The sequence below is a fragment of the Pseudomonas jilinensis genome, from assembly GCF_003586265.1.
GTDB classification, from domain to species: Bacteria; Pseudomonadota; Gammaproteobacteria; order Pseudomonadales; family Pseudomonadaceae; genus Halopseudomonas; species Halopseudomonas phragmitis.
The window spans coordinates 382,861-403,318 of record NZ_QJSA01000001.1; the positions used below are offsets into that span (position 1 = coordinate 382,861).

Here is a 20,458-nt window from a genome sequence, read left to right on the forward strand (position 1 = left end):
CTTGCTCATGGATGAGTAAAAAGTCGTTATTGGGCTAAAGCTTAAGCCAGCCTGGTCGATAACCTGTCTGAATGCGGATTCTATCGGTGCCTGGGAAGTGGTGGGTGCCTGAGACGCAACCCAGGCAGTAGCCTTAAATAGCTTCAGTGGAGGCGACCCATGTCCTTGACAGTAAATACTAACGTAGCATCGCTGAATACCCAGCGTAACCTCAACAGCTCGGCCAGTTCACTGCAGACTTCCTTGCAGCGTCTGTCCACCGGTTCGCGCATCAACTCCGCCAAGGATGATGCTGCCGGCCTGCAGATCGCCAACCGCCTGACCAGCCAGGTCAACGGCCTGAACGTGGCGGTACGTAATGCCAACGACGGCATCTCGCTGGCGCAGACCGCTGAAGGTGCGTTGCAGCAGTCGACCAATATTCTGCAACGCATGCGTGATCTGGCTCTGCAGTCGGCCAACGGCTCCAACAGCACTTCCGAGCGCGAAGCGCTGAATGCTGAAGTCACTCAGTTGAAAAAGGAAATCGACCGGATCAGCAACACCACCACCTTCGGTGGTCGCAAGCTGCTGGATGGCAACTTTGGTATTTCCAGCTTCCAGGTTGGCTCCGCAGCTAACGAGATTATCAGTGTCGGCATCGGCGAGATGAGTTCGAGTTCGTTGAATGGAACTTTTTATACCGAGGCTTTTGGGGCTGCGACATTCGATACTCCGGCGGATTATGTCGGGGGGACGGCTGTCATTGCGGTGACGCTGGATGGGGTGGCTGACCCAGTGGAGCTGAGTGTTGAACTGGATGCATCCGATGATGCCGACACTATCACGGCCAAGTTGGCGGCCGCTGTTAACGACGCCAATCTGGGTGTGAGTGTGCAGAAAGACGGGGATGATAATTGGCAGGTAATTACCAACTCGAATGCTGCTGGTGATGGTCCGGCCGTCACGGATATTGAATTTACCACGCTGCCAGCCGAAGTCGAGATGAGCGATATTGCGCTTGATGACACCAGTGCCGCAGCGGCTGCCGACAGTACTGTCAGTGCCATCGACATCACTTCTGCCTATGGTGCCCAGGCTGCCGTGCTGGTGATTGATGAAGCGATTCGTATGATCGACTCCCAGCGTGCCGACCTCGGTGCGGTGCAGAACCGCTTCGAGAATACCATTGCCAACCTGCAGAATATTGCTGAGAACGTCTCGGCAGCGCGCGGGCGGATTCAGGATACCGACTTTGCCGCTGAGACTGCGAATCTGACCAAGAATCAGATTCTGCAACAGGCCGGCACTTCTATTCTGGCTCAGGCCAATCAGTTGCCGCAGGCGGTACTGAGCCTGTTGCAGTAAGATTGACGGGATGTGAAATGACGGGGGAAAGGTGTTAGCCTTTCTCCCGCATTGTCCTTAATGAGGATACCGCCATGGACATGGGAATGCTTGGAACACCGGGGGCTGAGCGGCCTGCAGGTGCTGCTGTCAGCGCGGCTGCCGGTAAGGTCATTAGTCTGGTAGCGGGCAAGGCGCCAGAGGCTCCAGATAATCAGAACAAGACTGCACTTCCCGCAGTAGTTGATGTCCAACCGGCTGATCGCCAGAGTCTGGAAAAAGCCGTGTCGGACATGCAGGACTTTGTCCAGAGCGTGCGGCGGGATATCAATTTCCAGTTGGATGATGGCACAGGTCAAGTCGTAGTCCGGGTCACCGAGGCGGCTACTGGTGATGTGATCCGTCAAATTCCTTCCGAGGAGGCTCTGCGTCTGGCAGAGAACCTATCGGAGATTCGTAGCTTGTTGTTTGAAGCGGAGGCTTGAGCTGGCCCGTTTCTTGCCTGAAAGCTCTGGGTGAACCCATCAGGCATTGATGCCGTCAAGAAAACGGCAACGAGGTGAGTAGCATGAATATTACCGGTATTGGTTCGGGGCTGGATATCAACTCCATGGTCAAAGCGATCATGGACGCTGAACGTGCCCCCAAGGCCGCGTCGCTCTCTCGTCTGGAAAGCAAGACCACCGCACAGTTCTCTGCACTGGGGCAGTTCCGCAGTGCTATTTCCGATTTTCAGACTGCGCTGAAGAATCTCAATGATTCGGCGTTGTTCCAGAAGCGCACCGCGACCTCGTCCAACACGGACTATTTTACCGCCACGGCCACTTCCAGCGCAGCAGCGGGCAACTACAGTGTTCAGGTATTCAACCTGGCCCAGAGCAGCAAGGTGGCTCTGGCTGGGTTCGATTCGGCCACTACCCAGGTTGGTACGGGCGAGCTGAACATCACAGTTGGTGACGAGGTCATCAATGTTCAGATCGGTGAGGATAAGCAGTCGCTTAGCGCGATCCGTGATGCGATCAATGCCGCTGGTGCCGACAAAGGGTTGAGCGCGGCTATCGTCAATGATCCGTCAGGGGTTGGCGGGGCGCGCATTGTGTTGACTTCTACCAATAGCGGCTCAGGCAAAGATATCCAGGTCGAAGTGGCCAATGCCACCGGTGATCTGGGTCGGTTGGCCTTTACCCCGCCTGATCCAACTGCGACCAACTATCAGCCTCCTGCGGCGGATCCGGATGATCCGCGAGCCGCGAGGGTGATCAGCTTTGCTCGTGATGCCAGCTTTGCTGTGGATGGCCTGCTGATGAGCAGTGCCAGCAACACCATTGATGATGTGATTGAAGGTGTGAGCCTGACCCTCAAAAAACCCCAGTCGGCCGAGGATATTGCTAATGCCAATACCTTCAACTTGGCCGTGGCTGAAGACCGCGCCGGGGTCAAGGCCAACCTGCAGAAGTTTGTCGATGCCTACAACAAGCTGATCGATACCACCAACTCGCTGACCAGGGTAACCCAGGTTGGCGGTGATTCTGGTACGCCACTGGCCGGACCGTTGGTTGGTGACGCTACCGTACGTTCATTCCTCAGTGCCATGCGCACCGAGCTTGGCAATGCTCAAGGCTCTGGTGATATTCGTATTCTGGCCGATCTTGGGATTACCACCAAGCAGGACGGCAAGCTGGAAATTGATAGCGATAAGCTGGATCAGGCGCTGGAGCGTAACTTCGATCAGGTTCAGGGTTTCCTGACGGGTGAGAAAGGTTTGATGGGGCGCCTGGAAGCACGCGCTGAGCCATATATACAGACCGGTGGAATTCTCGAGCAACGTACCAAGTCGCTGCAGACCACTCTCAAGAATATCGATAAGCAGCGTGAAGATCTGGATCGCAGGATGTCTGCCATGGAAACGCGTCTTTTTGCGCAGTTCAACGCCATGGATATGCTGGTAGGGCAGCTCAGTCAGACCAGCCAATATCTCGAAAACCAGTTGTCCAATCTGCCGGGCGTGGTCAGACAGGATAGGAAACGATGAGCAATCCGATCGACACCTACAAGCAGGTCAAGGTTTCCCAGGAAGTCTCTCAGTATCGTGCGGTCCAGCTGTTGCTGGCTGGCGCTATTGAGCGGATACGTTTGGCCCGGCATGCTCTGGAAACCGGTAATGTTGAGCGACGTGGTGTGGCTATTGGCAACACTATCAGCATCATTGGTGCCTTGCAGGCAGCCTTGGATAAGGAGCTGGGCGGTGAGATCGCCGAGAATCTGGACGCACTCTACGACTATATGACTCGCAAGCTGGCAGGTGTGGCTCTGGATGACACGCAGCGTACCCTGGATGAGGTTGAATTGTTGCTGGCCCAGATCAAGGACGGCTGGGACGCCATCGAGCCGGCTTGAGCATATTTCGTCATTGCGAGTCGCATGAGGCGGCCATCCGCCGATGTGGCAATCCACCGGTACCCGCCCCGGCAGTTGGATCGCCACAGGCCTACGGCCTTCGCGATGACGTGGTTGAAGGCGTGCAGGATTCCGCCGCCGGCGTTTTTGACATTTTCCCTAAAGTTTTCTCCCGGCCGCCGATACAGGAAGTATGTGCAACACTCACTCAGGATGTGCTCGATGAATGCCTACGCCGCCATGAAGCAATACCAAACTGTCAACGTCAACGCCCAGATCAGTGAAGCTGATCCGCATCGGTTGATTCAGATGCTGATGGAGGGTGGGTTGCGCCGGATTGCTGAAGCCAAGGGTGCAATGGAGTATGGCAATCTGGCTCTCAAGGGGGAGTTGGTAGGCAAGGCTGTAGCGATTATCGGTGGCCTGCGCGACGGTTTGAACCGGGAGCAGGGTGGCGAGATTGCCGAAAACCTGGATAACTTGTATGCATTCATGCAACAGCGTCTGAGTGCTGCCAATCTGCAGAATGATCCGGCAATCCTCGACGAAGTGGCCGGGTTGTTGCGAGAAGTCAAAATCGGTTGGGATGGCATTCGTCACGCCGCCTAAGGAGATAGTCATGGCTCAAGCCGTCAAGCAGTTGCAGCAGACCCATGAAGCGCTGATCGCCGCGGTGCGTGCCGGTGACTGGGAGCAGGTGGGTGAACTGGACAAGCTGTGCCGCCAGCAGGTTGCCCAGGCCATGGAGCAGCCCGAGCGTGATGACCAGGTGGTGGTGGAAACTCTGGACGGATTGTTGGCCACCTATCGGGAGGTGATCGGTCTGTGCCAGGCGGTCCAAGGCAAGCTGGCCGAGGAGCTGCAAGGCATGCAGCGCGGCAAGGCTGGTGCCAAGGTTTATCAGATGTTCTCCTGAGCGCTGGATTTTTGCGCTCGATTGCTATAATTGTCCCGTTAGTTGCTCGCCCTGACCGTTTGTCCTGTGTGGCTAACGGGTAAGGGCGTTTTGCGATACCTTATCCGCGCCAAGTATTTGACTCTGGTGTCGAATCTGACTACCTTTGGGCCATTCAAAAAAAGCTGGCGCACCGCTATCAAAAATCACTGGTGCCGCTCGTGCGTTAACAGGACGTCTGCCACGCTATGCTGCTCAATAGCCATATTTTGCTTATCGATGATTGCCCGCAGAATCGTCACGATTTGAGTGTGATTCTGGGGTTCCTGGGGGAGGAGGCGGTCATTTCCACGTCTTCGGACTGGCAGCGCGACGTCAATGACGAGTTCGAGTCGCCCGGTTCGGTCAAGTGCGTGATTCTCGGCCGCTGTGACCATGACCATGGTGTTCAGGGCCTGCTTGGGCAATTGGACAAGTGGGATGAAAACCTGCCTGTGGTAATGCTGGACCCGGCCCAGGCCAGCCATTGGCCTGAGCACCTGCGTCAGCGTCTGCTGGCGGTGCTGGAGCCGCCACTGAGCTACAGCCAGTTCCTCGACACTCTGCACCGGGCCCAGGTTTATCGCGAAGTCTTCGATGAGCGCAGCAGCCGGCCGCGTCAGCGCGAGCCTAACCTGTTTCGTAGTCTGGTCGGCACCAGCCGGCCGATTCAGGCAGTGCGGCAGATGATGCAGCAGGTTGCCGACACCGAAGCCACCGTATTGATTCTGGGTGAGTCAGGCACCGGCAAGGAAGTAGTGGCGCGTAATCTGCATTACCACTCACGGCGTAAGGATGCTCCTTTCGTACCGGTGAACTGTGGTGCGATTCCGGCCGAGTTGCTTGAAAGCGAGCTGTTTGGTCATGAGAAGGGCGCCTTTACCGGAGCAATTACCAGTCGTGCCGGGCGCTTTGAGCTGGCCGAGGGGGGCACCCTGTTCCTCGATGAAATCGGTGACATGCCGCTGCCGATGCAGGTCAAGCTGCTGCGGGTGCTGCAGGAACGGACTTTTGAGCGGGTTGGCAGCAACAAGGTACAAACCGCCGATGTGCGAATCATTGCCGCGACCCATAAGAACCTCGAGAAAATGATTGAGCAGGGCAGCTTCCGTGAAGATCTCTATTACCGCCTGAATGTCTTCCCGATCGAAATGCCGGCCATGCGTGAGCGGATTGAGGATCTGCCTCTGCTGCTCAATGAATTGATTACCCGGATGGAAACCGAGAAGCGGGGCTCGATCCGTTTCAGCACCTCGGCGATCATGTCGCTGTGCCGGCACGACTGGCCGGGCAACGTACGTGAGCTGGCTAATCTGGTCGAGCGTATGGCGATCATGCATCCGCATGGGGTCATTGGCGTCGGTGAGTTGCCACGAAAGTTCCGTTATGTCGAAGATGATCACGAGGACCTGCGTCAACTGCGTGACGATGAAGATGAACGCAGTGAAGCCTTCAATGGTCTGGTTGGACTGGACAGTCCAGCTTTCCTGCCACCTGAAGGGTTGGATCTGAAAGAGTATCTGGGTGGTCTGGAGCAAACCTTGATCCAGCAAGCGCTGGATGAGTCTTCAGGGGTCGTGGCACGGGCTGCCGAGCGTTTGCGAATCCGGCGTACCACGCTGGTCGAGAAGATGCGCAAGTACGGCATAAATCGCGGAATCGATGCGTCAGAAGACTGACGTTTAAGTTGCTTGTTTTTTCGTAACTTGTTGTTTTTTCTTGTTTATTAGTTGGTGGCATAGGGCTTGCTTAAGCCCTCCCTGACCGGAGTTTCAACGATCAGGGGATGCCCCATGGCTGTATCCGCACACTCGCTGCCTGATAACAGGCAGTCACCAACCGAGGCCGTTCAGGCCGAGCGTATCGAGCAGAGCCGCGCGCTGCTTGAGCAGGTCTCTGCACAACTGATCGAATCCCATGCTTTGCTTGAGGCCCAGGTTGATACGCTCAAGCGTCAACTAGCCGATATGCATGCCCAGCGGACCCAAGAGCTGGCGGAAAAAGCCTGTGTTACGGCACGTCTGCAAAATCTCCTGGATCTGTTGCCGGGTGGCGTGGTGGTACTCGATGGTCGGGGCGTGGTGCGCGAGGCTAATCCGGTGGCGCGTGAACTGCTGGGTGAACCATTGGAAGGTCAGCTCTGGCGTGACCTGATTCAAGAGCGCTTTGCCCCGCGCGAAGATGATTACCATGAAGTTTCGCTGCGCAGTGGTCGGCGGGTCTCGCTTGCTACCCGGTCTTTGCGTGGCGAGCCGGGCCAACTGATTCTGATCAACGATCTTACCGAAACCCGGGAGTTGCAGGCTCGTCTGGCCCGCCATGAGCGCTTGTCGGCGCTGGGGCGCATGGTTGCCTCCTTGGCGCATCAGATTCGTACACCGCTGTCGACGGCGCTGCTGTATGCCAGTCACCTGGGTGATGACGCTCTGAGTCTTGAACAACGCCAACGTTTCAGTCTGCGCCTGAAGGATCGGCTGCAGGCCATGGAGCAGCAGGTGCGCGATATGTTGCTGTTCGCCCGAGGCGACTTGCCGTTGGAGGATCGTTTGACGCCGCCGGCATTGTTCGAGCGCTTGCGTCTGCAGGCCGAGCCGGTGCTGGAGCAGGCCGGGATCAAGTGCCGCTGGGTTGACCTGTGCCCACCGCAGGGGTGGCTGCGTTGCAATGCCGAAACCTTGGTCAGTGCCTTGCTCAACCTTGTGGAAAATGCCTGCCAGGCCGGTTCGATGAGCTCAGGGCTCAAGGTGGTGGCGCGGCGGCTGGAAGGGCAGTTGAGTCTGTGTGTAGTGGATAACGGTCCAGGTATGAGTGCCGAATTGTTGGCGCGCCTGGCTGAGCCGTTCCATACCACCAAGCCCCAGGGAACCGGTCTGGGACTGGCGGTGGTCAAGTCGGTGGTGCGGGCGCACGGTGGAGCGTTTCATTTGCGCAGCAAGGTCGGTCGGGGTACCTGCGCCGAAGTCCTATTGCCGATTCAGCTTGGTGGGGAGGAGTAATCATGACTCAGAAGATGCTGCCAGTTCTACTGGTGGAAGATGATCAGGCGCTGCGCGAAGCGTTGGTCGATACCCTGGCCTTGGCAGGCTATGCCTATCGCGAGGCTGAAAGCGCTGAGGCCGCCCTGGCTCTTCTGGCGCGTGAACCGGTGGCCATGGTGGTCAGTGACGTGAACATGCCGGGCATGGATGGTCACGCGCTGTTGCGTACGCTGCGCAACCGCTATCCGCAAGTGCCGACGCTGCTGATGACGGCCTACGGCACCGTACACCAGGCTGTGGGCGCCATGCGTGATGGTGCGGTGGATTATCTGGTTAAACCCTTCGAACCGGAGGCTCTGACTTCATTGGTGCGCCAGTACGCTCAGGGTCAGTTGCAATCCAGTGCTGACCAGGGGCCGGTGGCGGTCGAACCGGCCAGTCAGCAATTGCTGGCGCTGGCGCAACGGGTTGCCGTCAGTGATTCGACAGTACTGATCTCGGGTGAGTCGGGCACAGGCAAGGAGGTGCTTGCGCGCTACATTCATCAGCAGTCGCCACGGGCCGACAAGCCCTTCATCGCGATCAATTGCGCGGCGATACCCGAGAATATGCTCGAGGCTACCCTGTTCGGCCATGAGAAGGGGGCCTTTACCGGTGCGGTTGCCTCGCAGCCCGGCAAGTTCGAGCAAGCCAATGGTGGCACCCTGTTGCTCGATGAAATCTCCGAAATGCCTTTGGGTCTTCAGGCCAAGCTGTTGCGGGTATTGCAGGAGCGTGAAGTGGAGCGGGTGGGGGGGCGCAAGTTGATTGACCTGGATATCCGGGTCATTGCTACCACCAACCGGGACATGGCTGCCGAGGTTGCGGCTGGGCGTTTCCGTGAAGATCTGTATTACCGACTCGGAGTCTTTCCGCTGCAGTGGCAGCCGTTGCGTGCTCGTCCCGGCGATATTTTGCCAATTGCCGAACGTTTGCTGGCCCGTCACGCAGCCAAGATGAAACAGACTGGTGTGCGCTTTGCCGAGGATGCTTGTCAGGCCTTGCGCAGCCACCCCTGGCCAGGCAATGTGCGTGAACTGGATAATGCTGTACAACGCGCCCTGATTCTACAACAGGGTGGGCTCATCGCCGCTGCGGATCTCTGTCTGGCTGGCCCGCCGGGACTGGCGGCGGCTCCGCTGGTACAGTTCTCGACGGCCGAAGCGCCGGCGATTCCTGCGGTTCCTGTCGCTGCCGGGCCTGAACGCCTGGAAACTGGCGTTCGTCAGCGCGAGTACCAACTGATCATTGACGTGCTGCGCGCTGAGCGTGGACGACGCAAGGAAGCCGCCGAGCGCCTGGGTATCAGTCCTCGTACCCTGCGCTACAAGCTGGCGCAGATGCGTGATGCCGGGTTTGATGTTGAGCGGGATCTGGTGGCGTACTGAGTCCGGGTAATCCCCTGGGAGTGTCGCGCCCAGTTCAGAACACCACGCTCTATGCTGTTGCTTGGTAACCTGGCACCAATCTTGCTGAACTAACCTCAAAGCGATACACGCCGTCAAAAAAATCACGGCTTGGAGGTTACGATGACCCAGGGTGTAGAATTCAACCGACTGATGCTGCAGATGCGTTCCATGCAAATGGAAGCCATGGGCAAACCGCAGGCACCGGCCCAGGTACAGCAAAACGTCAATGCACCGGCATTCGATGACGTGCTCAAGCAGGCGGTGGACAAGGTCAACGAGTTGCAACAGACCACCAGTGAGCTGCAAAGCGGCTTCGAGCGCGGCGTGCCGGGAATCGACCTGACCGATGTGATGATCGCCGCGCAGAAATCCAGTGTTGCCTTCCAGGCCATGACGCAGGTGCGCAATCGCCTGATCAATGCCTACGAAGACATCATGAAGATGCCCATCTGATCAGCCAACGCCGACCCTGATGTTCTGAGGATAGCTGCATGGAAACCGCCAGCACTGCCAATACCCCTGCCACCCGGGCCGGCGTCGAGTCCGCTGAGGCTCAGCGCAAGCCTTTGCTGGGCCTGGCTTTTCTCGACAACCTGGCGCAACTGCCGATGCTGCGTCAGTTCGCCCTGCTGGTGGGGCTGGCTGCCAGCGTGGCTATTGGTTTTGCCGTTGTACTATGGTCGCAGCAACCGGAATGGCGGCCGCTGTATGGCAGTCTGGAAGGCTATGACTCCGGGCAGGTGGTAGAAGTATTGCAGCAGGGCCGGATTCGTTATCGGGTAGAGCCCAACAGCGGCGCATTGCTGGTGCGCAGCGAAGACTTGGCCGATGCCCGTCTGCGGCTGGCCAGCGCCGGTGTCAGTGCCAGCGATCGCAATGTTGGGTTTGAAATTCTTGACCGTGAGCAGGGGCTGGGCACCAGTCAGTTCATGGAGACCACTCGTTATCGCCGGGGGCTGGAAGGCGAGTTGGCTCGTACCATCTCCAGTCTTTACAACGTCAAGGCCGCTCGCGTACACATCGCCATGCCGCGTACCACCGTATTTGTCCGCGATGACCGCAAACCGAGCGCCTCTGTGCTGCTGGAAATGTATGCCGGGCGCCGACTGGAGCCGGCTCAGGTGATGGCTATTGTCAATCTGGTGGCGACCAGCGTGCCGGAGCTGAGCAAGGATCTGGTCACCGTGGTTGATCAGAATGGAAATCTGCTGTCCGATCAGAACGAGTTGAGTGAGCTGACCATTGCCGGTCGCCAGTTTGACTACACCCGGCGCATGGAAGAAACCTATACCCGTCGGGTCCATAGTATCCTGCAACCAGTACTCGGCTCCGGACGCTATCAGGCTGAGGTATCGGCTGATGTCGACTTCAGCGCAGTCGAATCGACAGCCGAAATGTTCAGCCCGGACGCGGCGCTGCGCAGCGAGCAGGTGCTTAGCGAAGCGCGCAGCGGTGGTCAGGCCCCTATGGGTATCCCCGGAGCCTTGACCAACCAGCCGCCAGGTATGGCCCAAGCGCCGGAACAGGTAATCGATCCGGCAACAGGTCAGCCCGTCGTGCCGGCGCCGCCGCGCGATACCCGCGAACAGGCGACCCGCAACTTCGAACTGGACCGCCAGATCAGCTATACCCGCCAGCAGCAGGGCCGCCTGCGCCGGCTGTCGGTGGCCGTGGTGGTCGATGATCCGCTGTTGCCCAATGCTGAGGGTGAACTGGTCCGCACTCCGTTGACCGAAGCGGATATCGCGCGCCTGACTCGTCTGGTCCAGGACGCGGTGGGCTATGATGCCAGTCGTGGTGATAGCGTCAGCGTGATCAATACCGCGTTCGTGGCCGAGGGTGAGGTGCCTGAGATTCCCAGCATCCCGTTCTGGTCCGAACCCTGGTTCTGGGATATCGCCAAGCAGATTCTCGGTATACTTTTCGTTCTGGTGCTGGTATTCGGAGTCTTGCGTCCGGTACTTAAGAATCTGGCCGGAGCAGGCAAGTCGACTGAAACTGCGGGCTACCCGGCATCAATTGACGATATCGACTTGGGTGATGATCTGCGTGATGATCAGGTCAGTCTGTCCGGGCCGGCCAGTTCGGCCATGATGTTACCGCCGCCCAATGCCGGTTATGAGCAGCAGCTCAATGCTATCAAAGGCCTGGTGGCTGAAGACCCCGGCCGTGTCGCCCAGGTGGTGAAAGAGTGGATCAACGCCGATGACTGAAGAAGCGAGAAAACCCCAGAAGCTGTCGAAGCTGGACAAGGCCGCTATCTTTCTGCTGAGCCTGGGTGAGTCCGACGCCGCGGCGATCCTCAAGCACATGGGCCCCAAGGAAGTACAGCGGGTCGGCAGTGCCATGGCATCCATGCGTACAGTGCAGCGCGACCAGGTCCAGCAGGTGATGGGCGATTTCATCGAGACCGTCGGAGAGCAGACGGGCCTGGGGGTTGGCTCAGATAATTACATTCGCAAGATGCTGACCCAGGCACTGGGTGAAGACAAAGCCAATAGCCTGGTTGACCGGATTCTGTTGGGCGGCAACACCTCGGGTCTGGACAGCCTCAAGTGGATGGAACCGCGCGCGGTGGCCGATGTGATCCGCTACGAGCATCCGCAGATTCAGGCTATTGTGGTGGCCTATCTGGACCCGGATATGGCCGCTGAAGTCGTCAGCTACTTTGATCACAAGGTGCGACTCGACGTACTGTTGCGGGTGGCCGCCCTCAACACGGTTCAACCAAGCGCGCTGAAGGAACTCAACGAGATTCTTGAGAAACAGTTTGCCGGCAATTCCAATACCACGCGGGCAACCATGGGTGGGGTCAAGCGCACCGCCGATATCATGAACTTCCTGGAAAGCAGCACAGAGTCGCAATTGATCGAAGCAATCCGGGAACTGGATGAAGATCTGTCGGCGCGGATCGAAGACCTGATGTTTGTCTTCGACAATCTGGCTGATGTTGATGACCGGGGCATTCAGGCGCTGCTGCGTGAGGTTTCCTCGGAGGTGCTGATCGTTGCCCTCAAGGGCGCGGACGAGCCGGTCAAGGAAAAGATCTTCCGCAATATGTCCAAGCGTGCCTCTGAGCTGTTGCAGGACGATCTGGAGGCCAAAGGCCCGGTGCGGATCAGCGAAGTCGAGGCCGCGCAGAAGGAAATTCTGACCATCGCCCGGCGCATGGCCGATGCCGGCGAGATCGTGCTCGGCGGCAAGGGTGGCGAGGAGATGATCTAAATGGCCGGCGGCAATCCCGACTCGGAACTGATTCGCGGCGATCAACTGACAGGGCTCAGTCGCTGGGATCTGCCCAGCTTCGATGAGGCCGAGCACCATGTGCCGGTGGTACGTGAGGAGCCCGAAGACGAGCCAGAGGATATTCCGCAGTCTGAGCTTGAGGAGGCCGACGAGCTCGAAGCGCCCAAACCCTTTACCGTTGAAGAGCTGGAGCAGATTCGCGAGGAAGCCTACAACGAAGGGTTTTCCACCGGTGAGAAAGACGGCTTTCATGCCGGCCAACTCAAGGCCCAGCAGGAAGCCCGCAACCGCATGGATGCCCGGGTTGCCGAATTTGAACAGCTTTTGGGGCATTTGCTTGAACCGCTGCGCCAGCAGGACGAGCAAATCGAGGACATGCTCCTGCATCTGGTCGAGCATATGGTTCGCCAGGTTGTGCAGCGCGAGTTGAAAATCGACTCCAGCCAGGTGCTCACGGTACTGCGTGGGGCGCTCAAGGTGCTGCCGATGGGGGCCGAAAACATCCGTATCTACCTCAATCCTGTCGATTTCGAGGCGGTCAAGGCTTTGCGCGAGCGGCATGAGGAGCGTTGGCGGTTGCTCGAAGATGAGCAGCTGTTGCCCGGTGGTTGCCGGATCGAGACCGAACACAGTCAGGTCGATGCGACCTTGGAAACCCGGCTCGAGCAACTGATCATCCAGTTGTTCGAGCAACGCCGCGAGCAGCGTGCACATCCACCGGCAGCGGACCTGCCGGTCTCGGGCCCTGGGCCGGAGCCCTTTGATGAACAATCCTGAGCGCATCAGCTTTGCCCGACGTCTGGCAGGCTATCAGCAGGCACTGAAGTTGCCGTCCGAGCCGGTGGTCGAAGGGCGCCTGATCCGTATGGTTGGCCTGACCCTGGAAGCCGAGGGTTGCAAGGCCCCAGTGGGCAGTCGTTGCATGGTGATCAGCGACACGCCGCAGGGGCAGACCCGGATTGAGGCGGAGGTTATGGGTTTTGCTGGCAGCAAGATCTACCTGATGCCAGTCGACAGTATGCAGGGTCTGCAACCGGGCGCGCGGGTCGTACCCAGTGCCGGTGGCGGCAAGTTGCCGATGGGTAACGCCATGCTCGGGCGGGTCGTGGATGGCATTGGCCGACCGCTCGATGGCAAGGGCCAGTTCAAGGCCGATGACTGGGTCGACCTCAACGGCCCGGTGATCAACCCGCTCAAACGCCACCCGATTGAGGAGCCGCTGGATGTCGGTATCCGCTCGATCAACAGCCTGCTGACCGTAGGACGTGGTCAGCGCCTGGGTCTGTTCGCTGGCAGTGGCGTGGGCAAAAGTATGCTGCTGGGGATGATGACCCGCTTCACCGATGCTGACATCACTATTGTTGGTCTGGTGGGCGAGCGTGGTCGTGAGGTCAAGGAGTTCATTGAGCAGATCCTTGGCGAGAAGGGCATGGCTCGTTCGGTAGTGGTTGCCTCGCCGGCCGATGATGCGCCGCTGATGCGCTTGCGCGCAGCCATGTATTGCACCCGGATCGCCGAGTATTTTCGTGACCAGGGCAAAAATGTGCTGCTACTGATGGATTCGCTGACCCGTTTTGCCCAGGCACAGCGCGAGATCGCCCTGGCCATTGGCGAGCCACCAGCTACCAAGGGCTACCCCCCGTCGGTATTTGCCAAGTTGCCGCAGTTGGTCGAGCGGGCCGGTAACGCCGAACAGGGTGGCGGTTCCATTACCGCGTTCTATACCGTCCTGTCCGAAGGTGATGATCAGCAGGACCCGATTGCTGATGCCTCCAGGGCTATTCTCGATGGCCACGTGGTGTTGTCGCGGCGGCTGGCTGAAGAGGGCCATTACCCGGCGATTGATATCGAAGCCTCGATCAGTCGGGCCATGCCGCAGATTGTCAGTCCCGAACACCTGCAACAGGCCCAACGCTTCAAGCAGCTCTATGCCCGCTATCAGCAGAGTCGCGACCTTATCAGCGTCGGTGCTTATGCCGCTGGGTCTGATCCGTTGATCGACAAGGCGGTCGAGAAAATGCCGGTTATGCAATCGTTCCTGCGCCAGGGCCTGCACGTCAGCGTCAATCTGAACGACAGTCACAGCGCTCTGGAGCAGATCATCAGTCATGAGTGAGACCCGCATCCGTCGTCTGATCCCGGTGCTGGACATGGCGCTGGAGGACGAACGCAAGGCGGCGGCCATGCTCGGGCAGTGTCAGCGCCAGGTGGATGATGCCGAGGCGCGTCTGCGCGACCTGGAATACTACAGCGGTGAATATCAGAAAGGCTGGTCTCAGCGAGGGGCGCAGGGTGTGGGTCGGGACTGGCTGCTTAACTATCAGCGCTTCATGGGTCAGATGCAGAGCGCTATCGAACAGCAGGGCCAGACTGTGGCCTGGCATCGGCAAAGCCTCGACAAGGCCAGGGCGCAGTGGCAACAGCGCTACCAGCGGCTGGAAGCGCTACGCAAGCTGATCGAACGCTATCGTCAGGAGGCTAGGGCCCGAGCAGATCGACAGGAGCAGAAACTGCTGGACGAACTATCTCAGAGGGCGCGCGGTAACTATTGAATCTGGTCCCCGGCACCATGACAGCGGTGACATGCTGTGCTACATAGTTGAGACAGCCGTCTTGACTCCGGGCGACCGGGGCGGCGCAGCTTTTCGCCAAGGGAGTGTCAGCATGCCTATTCAGGCCAACATGTCAGCTGATGGCCAGGTTTTGACCATCAAGGTCAGTGGACGTTTCGATTTTGGAGCTCACCAGGATTTTCGCGAAGCCTATGAGCGCGGAGGGCTGAGCCCCGAGCGTTATGTAGTCGATCTGCATGACACCGACTATATCGACAGTTCAGCGCTGGGTATGCTGTTGCTGTTGCGTGATCATGCTGGCGGCGATATGGCCGATATCCAGATTACGCATTGCAATGCCGATGTGCGCAAGGTTCTGAGCATTTCCAATTTCGAACAGCTTTTCACTATCGAGTGAATCATGTCATCGGTCAGTCGCGCCAGTGCCACAGACCTCGGTCCCAGTCAGGCACTGACGGTTCTGATCGCCGATGACAATCCTTCCGACCGGATGATTCTCGGCCGCCTGGTGGAGCAGTTGGGCCATCGAGTCATCCGTGCCGAGAACGGCCGGGAGGCCGTCGAGCAGTTTGCTCGCCAGCGCCCGAATCTGGTCCTGCTGGATGCCTTGATGCCTGAGATGGACGGCTTCGAGGCGGCTCGTCTGATTCGTCAGGACGCCGGCGAGGATCTGATCCCGATCATCTTTCTCACCAGTCTGAGCGAGACGACGGCGCTGGTGCAGTGCCTGGAAGCTGGCGGCGACGATTTTCTTACCAAGCCTTACAACCCGATCATTTTGCGAGCCAAAATCCAGGCGTTCCAGCGCATGCAGGAGATGCACCGGACCCTGCAGAGCCAGCGTGACCTGATCGCTAGCCAGCATCGCAACCTGTTGCGTGATCAGGAGCTGGCCAAGATCATCTTTGATCGGGTGGCCCATGCTGGCTGTCTGGGGGCGCCCAATCTGCGTTATCTGCAATCGGCCTTCGCTATGTTCAACGGCGATATCCTGCTGGCGGCCTACAAGCCTGCTGGAGGTATGCATATTCTGTTGGGCGATTTCACCGGGCACGGACTGTCGGCGGCCATTGGCGCCATGCCATTGGCCGAGGTGTTCTATGCCATGACAGCGCGCGGCTTCCATCTGCGTGACATCCTGCTTGAACTCAACCACAAGCTCGGGCGGATTTTACCGGTGGGCATTTTCTGTTGCGCGGTACTCATTGAGATCAGTCCAGGCAAAGGTCTTGTTGAGGTCTGGAACGGTGGTTTGCCCGAGGTATTGATCATCGGCCCGCAGGCCGAACTGCTACACCGGATTCCCTCCGCGCATTTGCCGCTGGGAGTGGCCAGTGCCGAGCGTTTCGACCCCAATCCGGTGGTGCTGTCGGTAGCTCCGGGTGAGCGGCTGCTGTGCTGGACCGATGGCGTGATCGAGAGTCGCAATCAGGCCGGCGAGCAGTTTGGCGAGCAGCGGGTAATGGCTGTGCTGGAGCGCCAGGCCGGGCTCCCGGCTATGGTGTTTGATGCGTTGCTGGAAGATATCGAGGCGTTCCACGGTAGCCCAGAGGATGACCTAAGCCTGCTCGAAGTGGTCATGGGGGAGAACGGCATTCAGCCGCCGGCTCAGCGTCAACTGGCCAGCGATCATCTGGCCGCGCAAGACTGGCAATTGTCCTACCAGTTTCGAGCGGCTTCGATTCGTAAGCATAACCCCTTGCCATTTCTGCTAGAGGTACTGATGGATGTGCCGGGGCTGCGTGAGCACGCCGGCAGCCTGTTCACCATTCTCACCGAGTTGTATAGCAATGCCCTGGAGCATGGCCTGCTGGCGCTGGACTCCAGCTGGAAACGTGATTCAGCAGGCTTTAGTCGATATTACGCCGAACGTAATCGGCGCCTACAGCAACTTGATGACGGCTGGATCCGTGTGTCGCTGGATCACCGGCCATTGGCGCAGGGGGGCGAGTTGCTCATCGAGGTGGAGGACAGTGGCCGGGGTTTCAACCCGCCAGTTCCAGAAGAAAGTACCGATGGCTATGCCGGACGCGGCCTGGCGCTGATCCGGGCGCTGGCGCGGGATATGAGCTTCAGCCCGGCCGGCAACCGGGTGGCGGTGGTCTTTGAGTGGCGGCTTGGGCATACTAGGGAACCTCTGAAAAACTAGCTGCGTTGGCAATACTGCGTTAAAAACAGCCTCAAAATGCTCATTTACACCACGTAAACTCCGCTTTTTCGGCTGTTTTTGCCTTGTCTTGCCGGCCTCGCCTACGTTTTGCAGAGGTTCCCTAGTTGACTTGATGCGCTGGAATTGACTAACAAACAAGGATCGTATGCCCGTAACATTGCCTGATCTTGATCAAGAGGTACAAGCGAACCTGCGTGAACTGATGCAGGACGATTTCGCGTTATTGCTCGCCACCTTTCGTTCTGACGCTCAGCAACGTTTGCACCTGATGAGCTACTGCCTGGATTGTCAGGACTGGGAAGGTTTTCGCCAGCAGGCCCACAGTTTCAAAGGCAGTTGCGGCAATATAGGTGCCCGGGCGCTGGAGCAGTCCTGCCTCGCTGCCGAGCTGGCTGGCCAGCAGGCGGATGGCGACAGGGCCAAACAGGCGCTGGCCGACATGCGCAGGTGCTTTCAACGCCTGCAGCCACTGCTTTCCCCCTGAATCGCTTCGTTATTCCAATAAGCTGGCCCGTAGTTTGCTTGGAGTCGGTAACGCTACCGATTGCATGCATTAACCTACGGAGACCGCGCAATGAATGTCACTCAGAATCTGCTGCTGTCGCTTGGCCAGGATTTGCGCCAGGCAGGACTGTTCAGTGATGAGCAGATCCAGGCAGTATCACTGGATGGCGAGACCCCGGAGTCCTTTGCCGAGATCCTGGCGGGTCAGAACCCTGAACGGCTTGAGGCGTTGATCGAGCTGCTGAATGGTGATGATCCGGATGCGGCGAGGGTGGCAATTGAAGCCTTGGCCCTTGCCGCCGACGGCAAGGAGTTGCCGGTTGACCCGCTGGCTGCGGAAATGACCGAGGCCGGCGAGATGGAAGTATCCGATCCGACTCTGGCCAATGCCGCACCGGAGGTCATTGCCGCGATTGCCGATGAGTGGGTACGTTGGCTGGACAATGCGCGCACCATGGCCTCAGGAGTGGCCGTTGACCCGAGTCAGAGCCAGTCCAAGGTTGCACAGCCTGCTGAAGACTCCCGCTCAGCGGTCGGCAAGGAGCCGCTGGATCTGCTCGAGATGAAGCTCAATCTGCGGCAAATCACGGCCCAGCCTGCGACCGCCGAGAGCAGTTTCGCCGCGCGGTTGGGCGATAGCCTGGACAGCGTGTCGGGATCAGGTCGCAGTGACAGCGAAACGGGTGATGCCGCTCAACGCCTGGGGACGGCGCAGCAGGCTGCAGCTCAAGGTGCGTTGACCAGCCGTGCGGTAACAGCGACTTCTCAATCGCTGGGTGTTCCCTTTGGGCAGAGCGGCTGGGGGGACTCCGTGGTCGAAAAGGTGATGTGGATGTCCAGCCAGAATCTGCGGGGTGTGGAAATCCGTTTGGACCCGGCTGAGCTGGGGCCGCTGGAAATTCACATCCAGAGCCGTGGTCAGGAACACCAGGTGCAGTTCGTCAGTCAGAATGCTGGGGTGCGCGAGGCGCTGGAAGCGCAGGTCTTCAGGCTGCGCGAACTCTTCACCCAGCAGGGGCTGGAGTTGCACAGCGTTTCGGTCGGCGACTCGGCGCCCGACGGTCAGCAGGGCCGCGGTACCGGCTCAGGGCTTGCCGCCAATGCCGGGACCAGTCAGCCCGGTCTGGATGCTGAACCGGAAGTCGAGTTGCTCAATCAGGTCGTGCAGCAGATCAGCAATCAGCGTCTGGTTGATTTCTATATTTGATAGCTGGCGCGACCCAAGACATTTGCCGTTCAGGCCTATATCCTACACACATCCTTTCAACAACTCCCAGATTGGCACGGGAGTTGCTGAATTCAGTTAAAACGGGCGTTCAAGCCTGCGATGTGACGGAATATTGGCATGGCAAAGCAGCAAGCAGCGGCGGCGCAGGTCGCAGCAGAATCGTCGGGAAAGAGCCGTAAAACCCTGTTTGTGCTGGTTGGCGTCGGCTTGCTGGCGCTGCTGGTCTCCCTTGGGGGCGTCGGTTTTTTTCTGCTTGGCGGTGATCGCGATGAGACCACCGAAGCACCGGCCGAGCCAGTGGCCCCGGTGCGAGCCATGGCGCTGTATCAAACGCTGGAGCCGCCGTTCGTGGTCAATTACAGCCATGCCGGCCGGCAGCGTTATATGCAGGTGAGTGTGGCCTTGCTGGGTCGAGATCAGGGCGGCATGGCGTCGCTGAACCGGCATTTGCCGCTGATTCGCAACCAACTGGTCATGCTGTTTTCCAGCGAGGAGTTCGAGGTATTGCTGACTCCGGAGGGCAAGGATGAGCTGCGCCAGCGCGCAACTCTGGCGGTTCAGGCCCTGCTGGAAAAAGAAGTGGGCAACCCGGTAATTGAGTCGGTGCTGTTCACCAACCTGGTTCTGCAATAGGAAACCCTTATGGCTGTTCAGGATCTGCTCTCACAAGATGAAATCGATGCCCTGCTGCATGGTGTCGATGACGGTGCGATCGATACCGATGATGATGCCGATCCGGGGTCGGTCAAAAGCTATGACCTGACCAGCCAGGATCGCATCGTCCGGGGTCGGATGCCGACTTTGGAGATGATCAACGAACGCTTTGCCCGTTATACCCGGATAAGCATGTTCAACCTGTTGCGCCGCTCAGCCGATGTCGCGGTTGGCGGTGTTCAGGTCATGAAATTTGGTGAGTATGTACACTCGCTGTACGTACCGACCAGTCTCAACCTGGTCAAGATGAAGCCGTTGCGCGGTACCGCACTGTTCATTCTGGACGCCAAGCTGGTGTTCAAGCTGGTAGACAACTTCTTTGGTGGCGATGGCCGACATGCCAAGATCGAGGGGCGTGAATTTACGCCGACCGAGCTTCGGGTGGTACGCATGGTACTTGATCAGGCCTTTATCGACCTCAAGGAAGCCTGGCAGGCGGTCCAGGAAGTGAATTTCGAGTACGTCAACTCCGAGGTCAATCCGGCCTTGGCCAATATCGTTAGCCCCAGCGAAGTGGTGGTGGTCTCGACTTTCCATATCGAGCTGGACGGTGGCGGTGGCGATCTGCACGTGACCTTCCCCTATTCGATGATTGAACCCTTGCGTGAAGTGCTGGATTCCGGGGTGCAGTCGGATGTGGATGAACATGACGAGCGCTGGGTGCGCGCCCTGCGTGAGGAAATTACCGGGGTCAAGGTGCCGCTCAGTGCCACTGTGGTTCGGCGTCAACTCAAGGTCAGGGATCTGCTCAGCATGCAGGTCGGTGATGTGATTCCAGTCGAGTTGCCCGAACACATGGTGTTGTGCGCCAACGGCGTGCCCACCTTCAAGGCCAAGCTGGGTGCGGTCAAGGGTAACCTGGCCCTGCAAATTCTGGGGCCGGTGCCACGCCCGCGCTGAGTGTCACTGGACAATAACGAAACACTAGAGGAACGAAACG

21 protein-coding genes are annotated in these 20,458 nt (G+C 58.6%); all 21 read left to right on the plus strand.

What is annotated here, in order from left to right:
- The first annotated feature begins 159 nt into the window (after positions 1-159).
- Complete coding sequence (locus C2846_RS01755) at positions 160-1,347, plus strand: flagellin (RefSeq protein WP_119700529.1); 1,188 nt, start codon at positions 160-162, stop codon at positions 1,345-1,347.
- A gap of 74 nt (positions 1,348-1,421) precedes the next feature.
- Positions 1,422-1,811 carry a flagellar protein FlaG gene (locus tag C2846_RS01760; protein ID WP_080049862.1) on the plus strand — a complete coding sequence of 130 codons (390 nt, stop codon included), beginning with the start codon at positions 1,422-1,424 and terminating at the stop codon, positions 1,809-1,811.
- A gap of 83 nt (positions 1,812-1,894) precedes the next feature.
- Entirely contained in the window at positions 1,895-3,358 is a 1,464-nt protein-coding gene (fliD, locus tag C2846_RS01765; RefSeq protein ID WP_080049863.1) for a flagellar filament capping protein FliD, read from the plus strand.
- Positions 3,355-3,723 (plus strand): flagellar export chaperone FliS, encoded by a 369-nt coding sequence (gene fliS, locus C2846_RS01770; protein ID WP_080049864.1) that lies wholly within the window; start codon positions 3,355-3,357, stop codon positions 3,721-3,723. The genes fliD and fliS (C2846_RS01770) overlap by 4 nt, the downstream gene beginning before the upstream one ends.
- Before the next feature lie 222 nt (positions 3,724-3,945).
- Positions 3,946-4,332, plus strand: a complete 387-nt coding sequence (gene fliS, locus C2846_RS01775) for a flagellar export chaperone FliS (protein ID WP_080049865.1) — start codon at positions 3,946-3,948, stop codon at positions 4,330-4,332.
- A gap of 10 nt (positions 4,333-4,342) precedes the next feature.
- On the plus strand, positions 4,343-4,639 hold the full coding sequence (locus C2846_RS01780) for a flagellar protein FliT (protein WP_165443742.1): 297 nt from the start codon (positions 4,343-4,345) through the stop codon (positions 4,637-4,639).
- Between the two features lie 227 nt (positions 4,640-4,866).
- Positions 4,867-6,336, plus strand: a complete 1,470-nt coding sequence (locus C2846_RS01785) for a sigma-54 dependent transcriptional regulator (protein WP_080049867.1) — start codon at positions 4,867-4,869, stop codon at positions 6,334-6,336.
- Positions 6,337-6,450: 114 nt separating this feature from the next.
- Positions 6,451-7,653 (plus strand): sensor histidine kinase, encoded by a 1,203-nt coding sequence (locus tag C2846_RS01790; RefSeq protein ID WP_080049868.1) that lies wholly within the window; start codon positions 6,451-6,453, stop codon positions 7,651-7,653.
- Between the two features lie 14 nt (positions 7,654-7,667).
- On the plus strand, positions 7,668-9,062 hold the full coding sequence (locus C2846_RS01795; protein WP_231705605.1) for a sigma-54-dependent transcriptional regulator: 1,395 nt from the start codon (positions 7,668-7,670) through the stop codon (positions 9,060-9,062).
- A 141-nt stretch (positions 9,063-9,203) separates the two neighbouring features.
- Positions 9,204-9,536, plus strand: coding sequence for a flagellar hook-basal body complex protein FliE (gene fliE, locus C2846_RS01800; protein WP_080049870.1), 333 nt, complete (start codon positions 9,204-9,206; stop codon positions 9,534-9,536).
- 38 nt (positions 9,537-9,574) lie between these two features.
- Positions 9,575-11,296: a flagellar basal-body MS-ring/collar protein FliF gene (gene fliF, locus C2846_RS01805; RefSeq protein ID WP_080049871.1), complete on the plus strand. Its 1,722-nt coding sequence runs from the start codon at positions 9,575-9,577 to the stop codon at positions 11,294-11,296.
- Entirely contained in the window at positions 11,289-12,308 is a 1,020-nt protein-coding gene (fliG, locus tag C2846_RS01810; RefSeq protein WP_080049872.1) for a flagellar motor switch protein FliG, read from the plus strand. The genes fliF and fliG overlap by 8 nt, the downstream gene beginning before the upstream one ends.
- Positions 12,309-13,106, plus strand: coding sequence for a flagellar assembly protein FliH (gene fliH, locus C2846_RS01815; protein ID WP_080049873.1), 798 nt, complete (start codon positions 12,309-12,311; stop codon positions 13,104-13,106).
- On the plus strand, positions 13,093-14,445 hold the full coding sequence (gene fliI, locus C2846_RS01820) for a flagellar protein export ATPase FliI (RefSeq protein WP_080049874.1): 1,353 nt from the start codon (positions 13,093-13,095) through the stop codon (positions 14,443-14,445). The genes fliH and fliI overlap by 14 nt, the downstream gene beginning before the upstream one ends.
- Entirely contained in the window at positions 14,438-14,881 is a 444-nt protein-coding gene (gene fliJ / locus C2846_RS01825; RefSeq protein WP_080049875.1) for a flagellar export protein FliJ, read from the plus strand. The genes fliI and fliJ overlap by 8 nt, the downstream gene beginning before the upstream one ends.
- Positions 14,882-14,993: 112 nt before the next feature.
- Positions 14,994-15,299 carry an STAS domain-containing protein gene (locus tag C2846_RS01830; protein ID WP_080049876.1) on the plus strand — a complete coding sequence of 102 codons (306 nt, stop codon included), beginning with the start codon at positions 14,994-14,996 and terminating at the stop codon, positions 15,297-15,299.
- 3 nt (positions 15,300-15,302) lie between these two features.
- Positions 15,303-17,051: a fused response regulator/phosphatase gene (locus C2846_RS01835; RefSeq protein WP_119700530.1), complete on the plus strand. Its 1,749-nt coding sequence runs from the start codon at positions 15,303-15,305 to the stop codon at positions 17,049-17,051.
- Positions 17,052-17,217: 166 nt separating this feature from the next.
- Positions 17,218-17,556, plus strand: a complete 339-nt coding sequence (locus C2846_RS01845; protein ID WP_080049878.1) for an Hpt domain-containing protein — start codon at positions 17,218-17,220, stop codon at positions 17,554-17,556.
- Positions 17,557-17,646: 90 nt separating this feature from the next.
- Complete coding sequence (locus tag C2846_RS01850; RefSeq protein WP_119700531.1) at positions 17,647-18,783, plus strand: flagellar hook-length control protein FliK; 1,137 nt, start codon at positions 17,647-17,649, stop codon at positions 18,781-18,783.
- Positions 18,784-18,921: 138 nt separating this feature from the next.
- Positions 18,922-19,437, plus strand: a complete 516-nt coding sequence (locus C2846_RS01855; protein ID WP_080049880.1) for a flagellar basal body-associated FliL family protein — start codon at positions 18,922-18,924, stop codon at positions 19,435-19,437.
- A 9-nt stretch (positions 19,438-19,446) separates the two neighbouring features.
- Positions 19,447-20,418 carry a flagellar motor switch protein FliM gene (fliM, locus tag C2846_RS01860; protein ID WP_095625263.1) on the plus strand — a complete coding sequence of 324 codons (972 nt, stop codon included), beginning with the start codon at positions 19,447-19,449 and terminating at the stop codon, positions 20,416-20,418.
- Positions 20,419-20,458 lie beyond the last annotated feature (40 nt).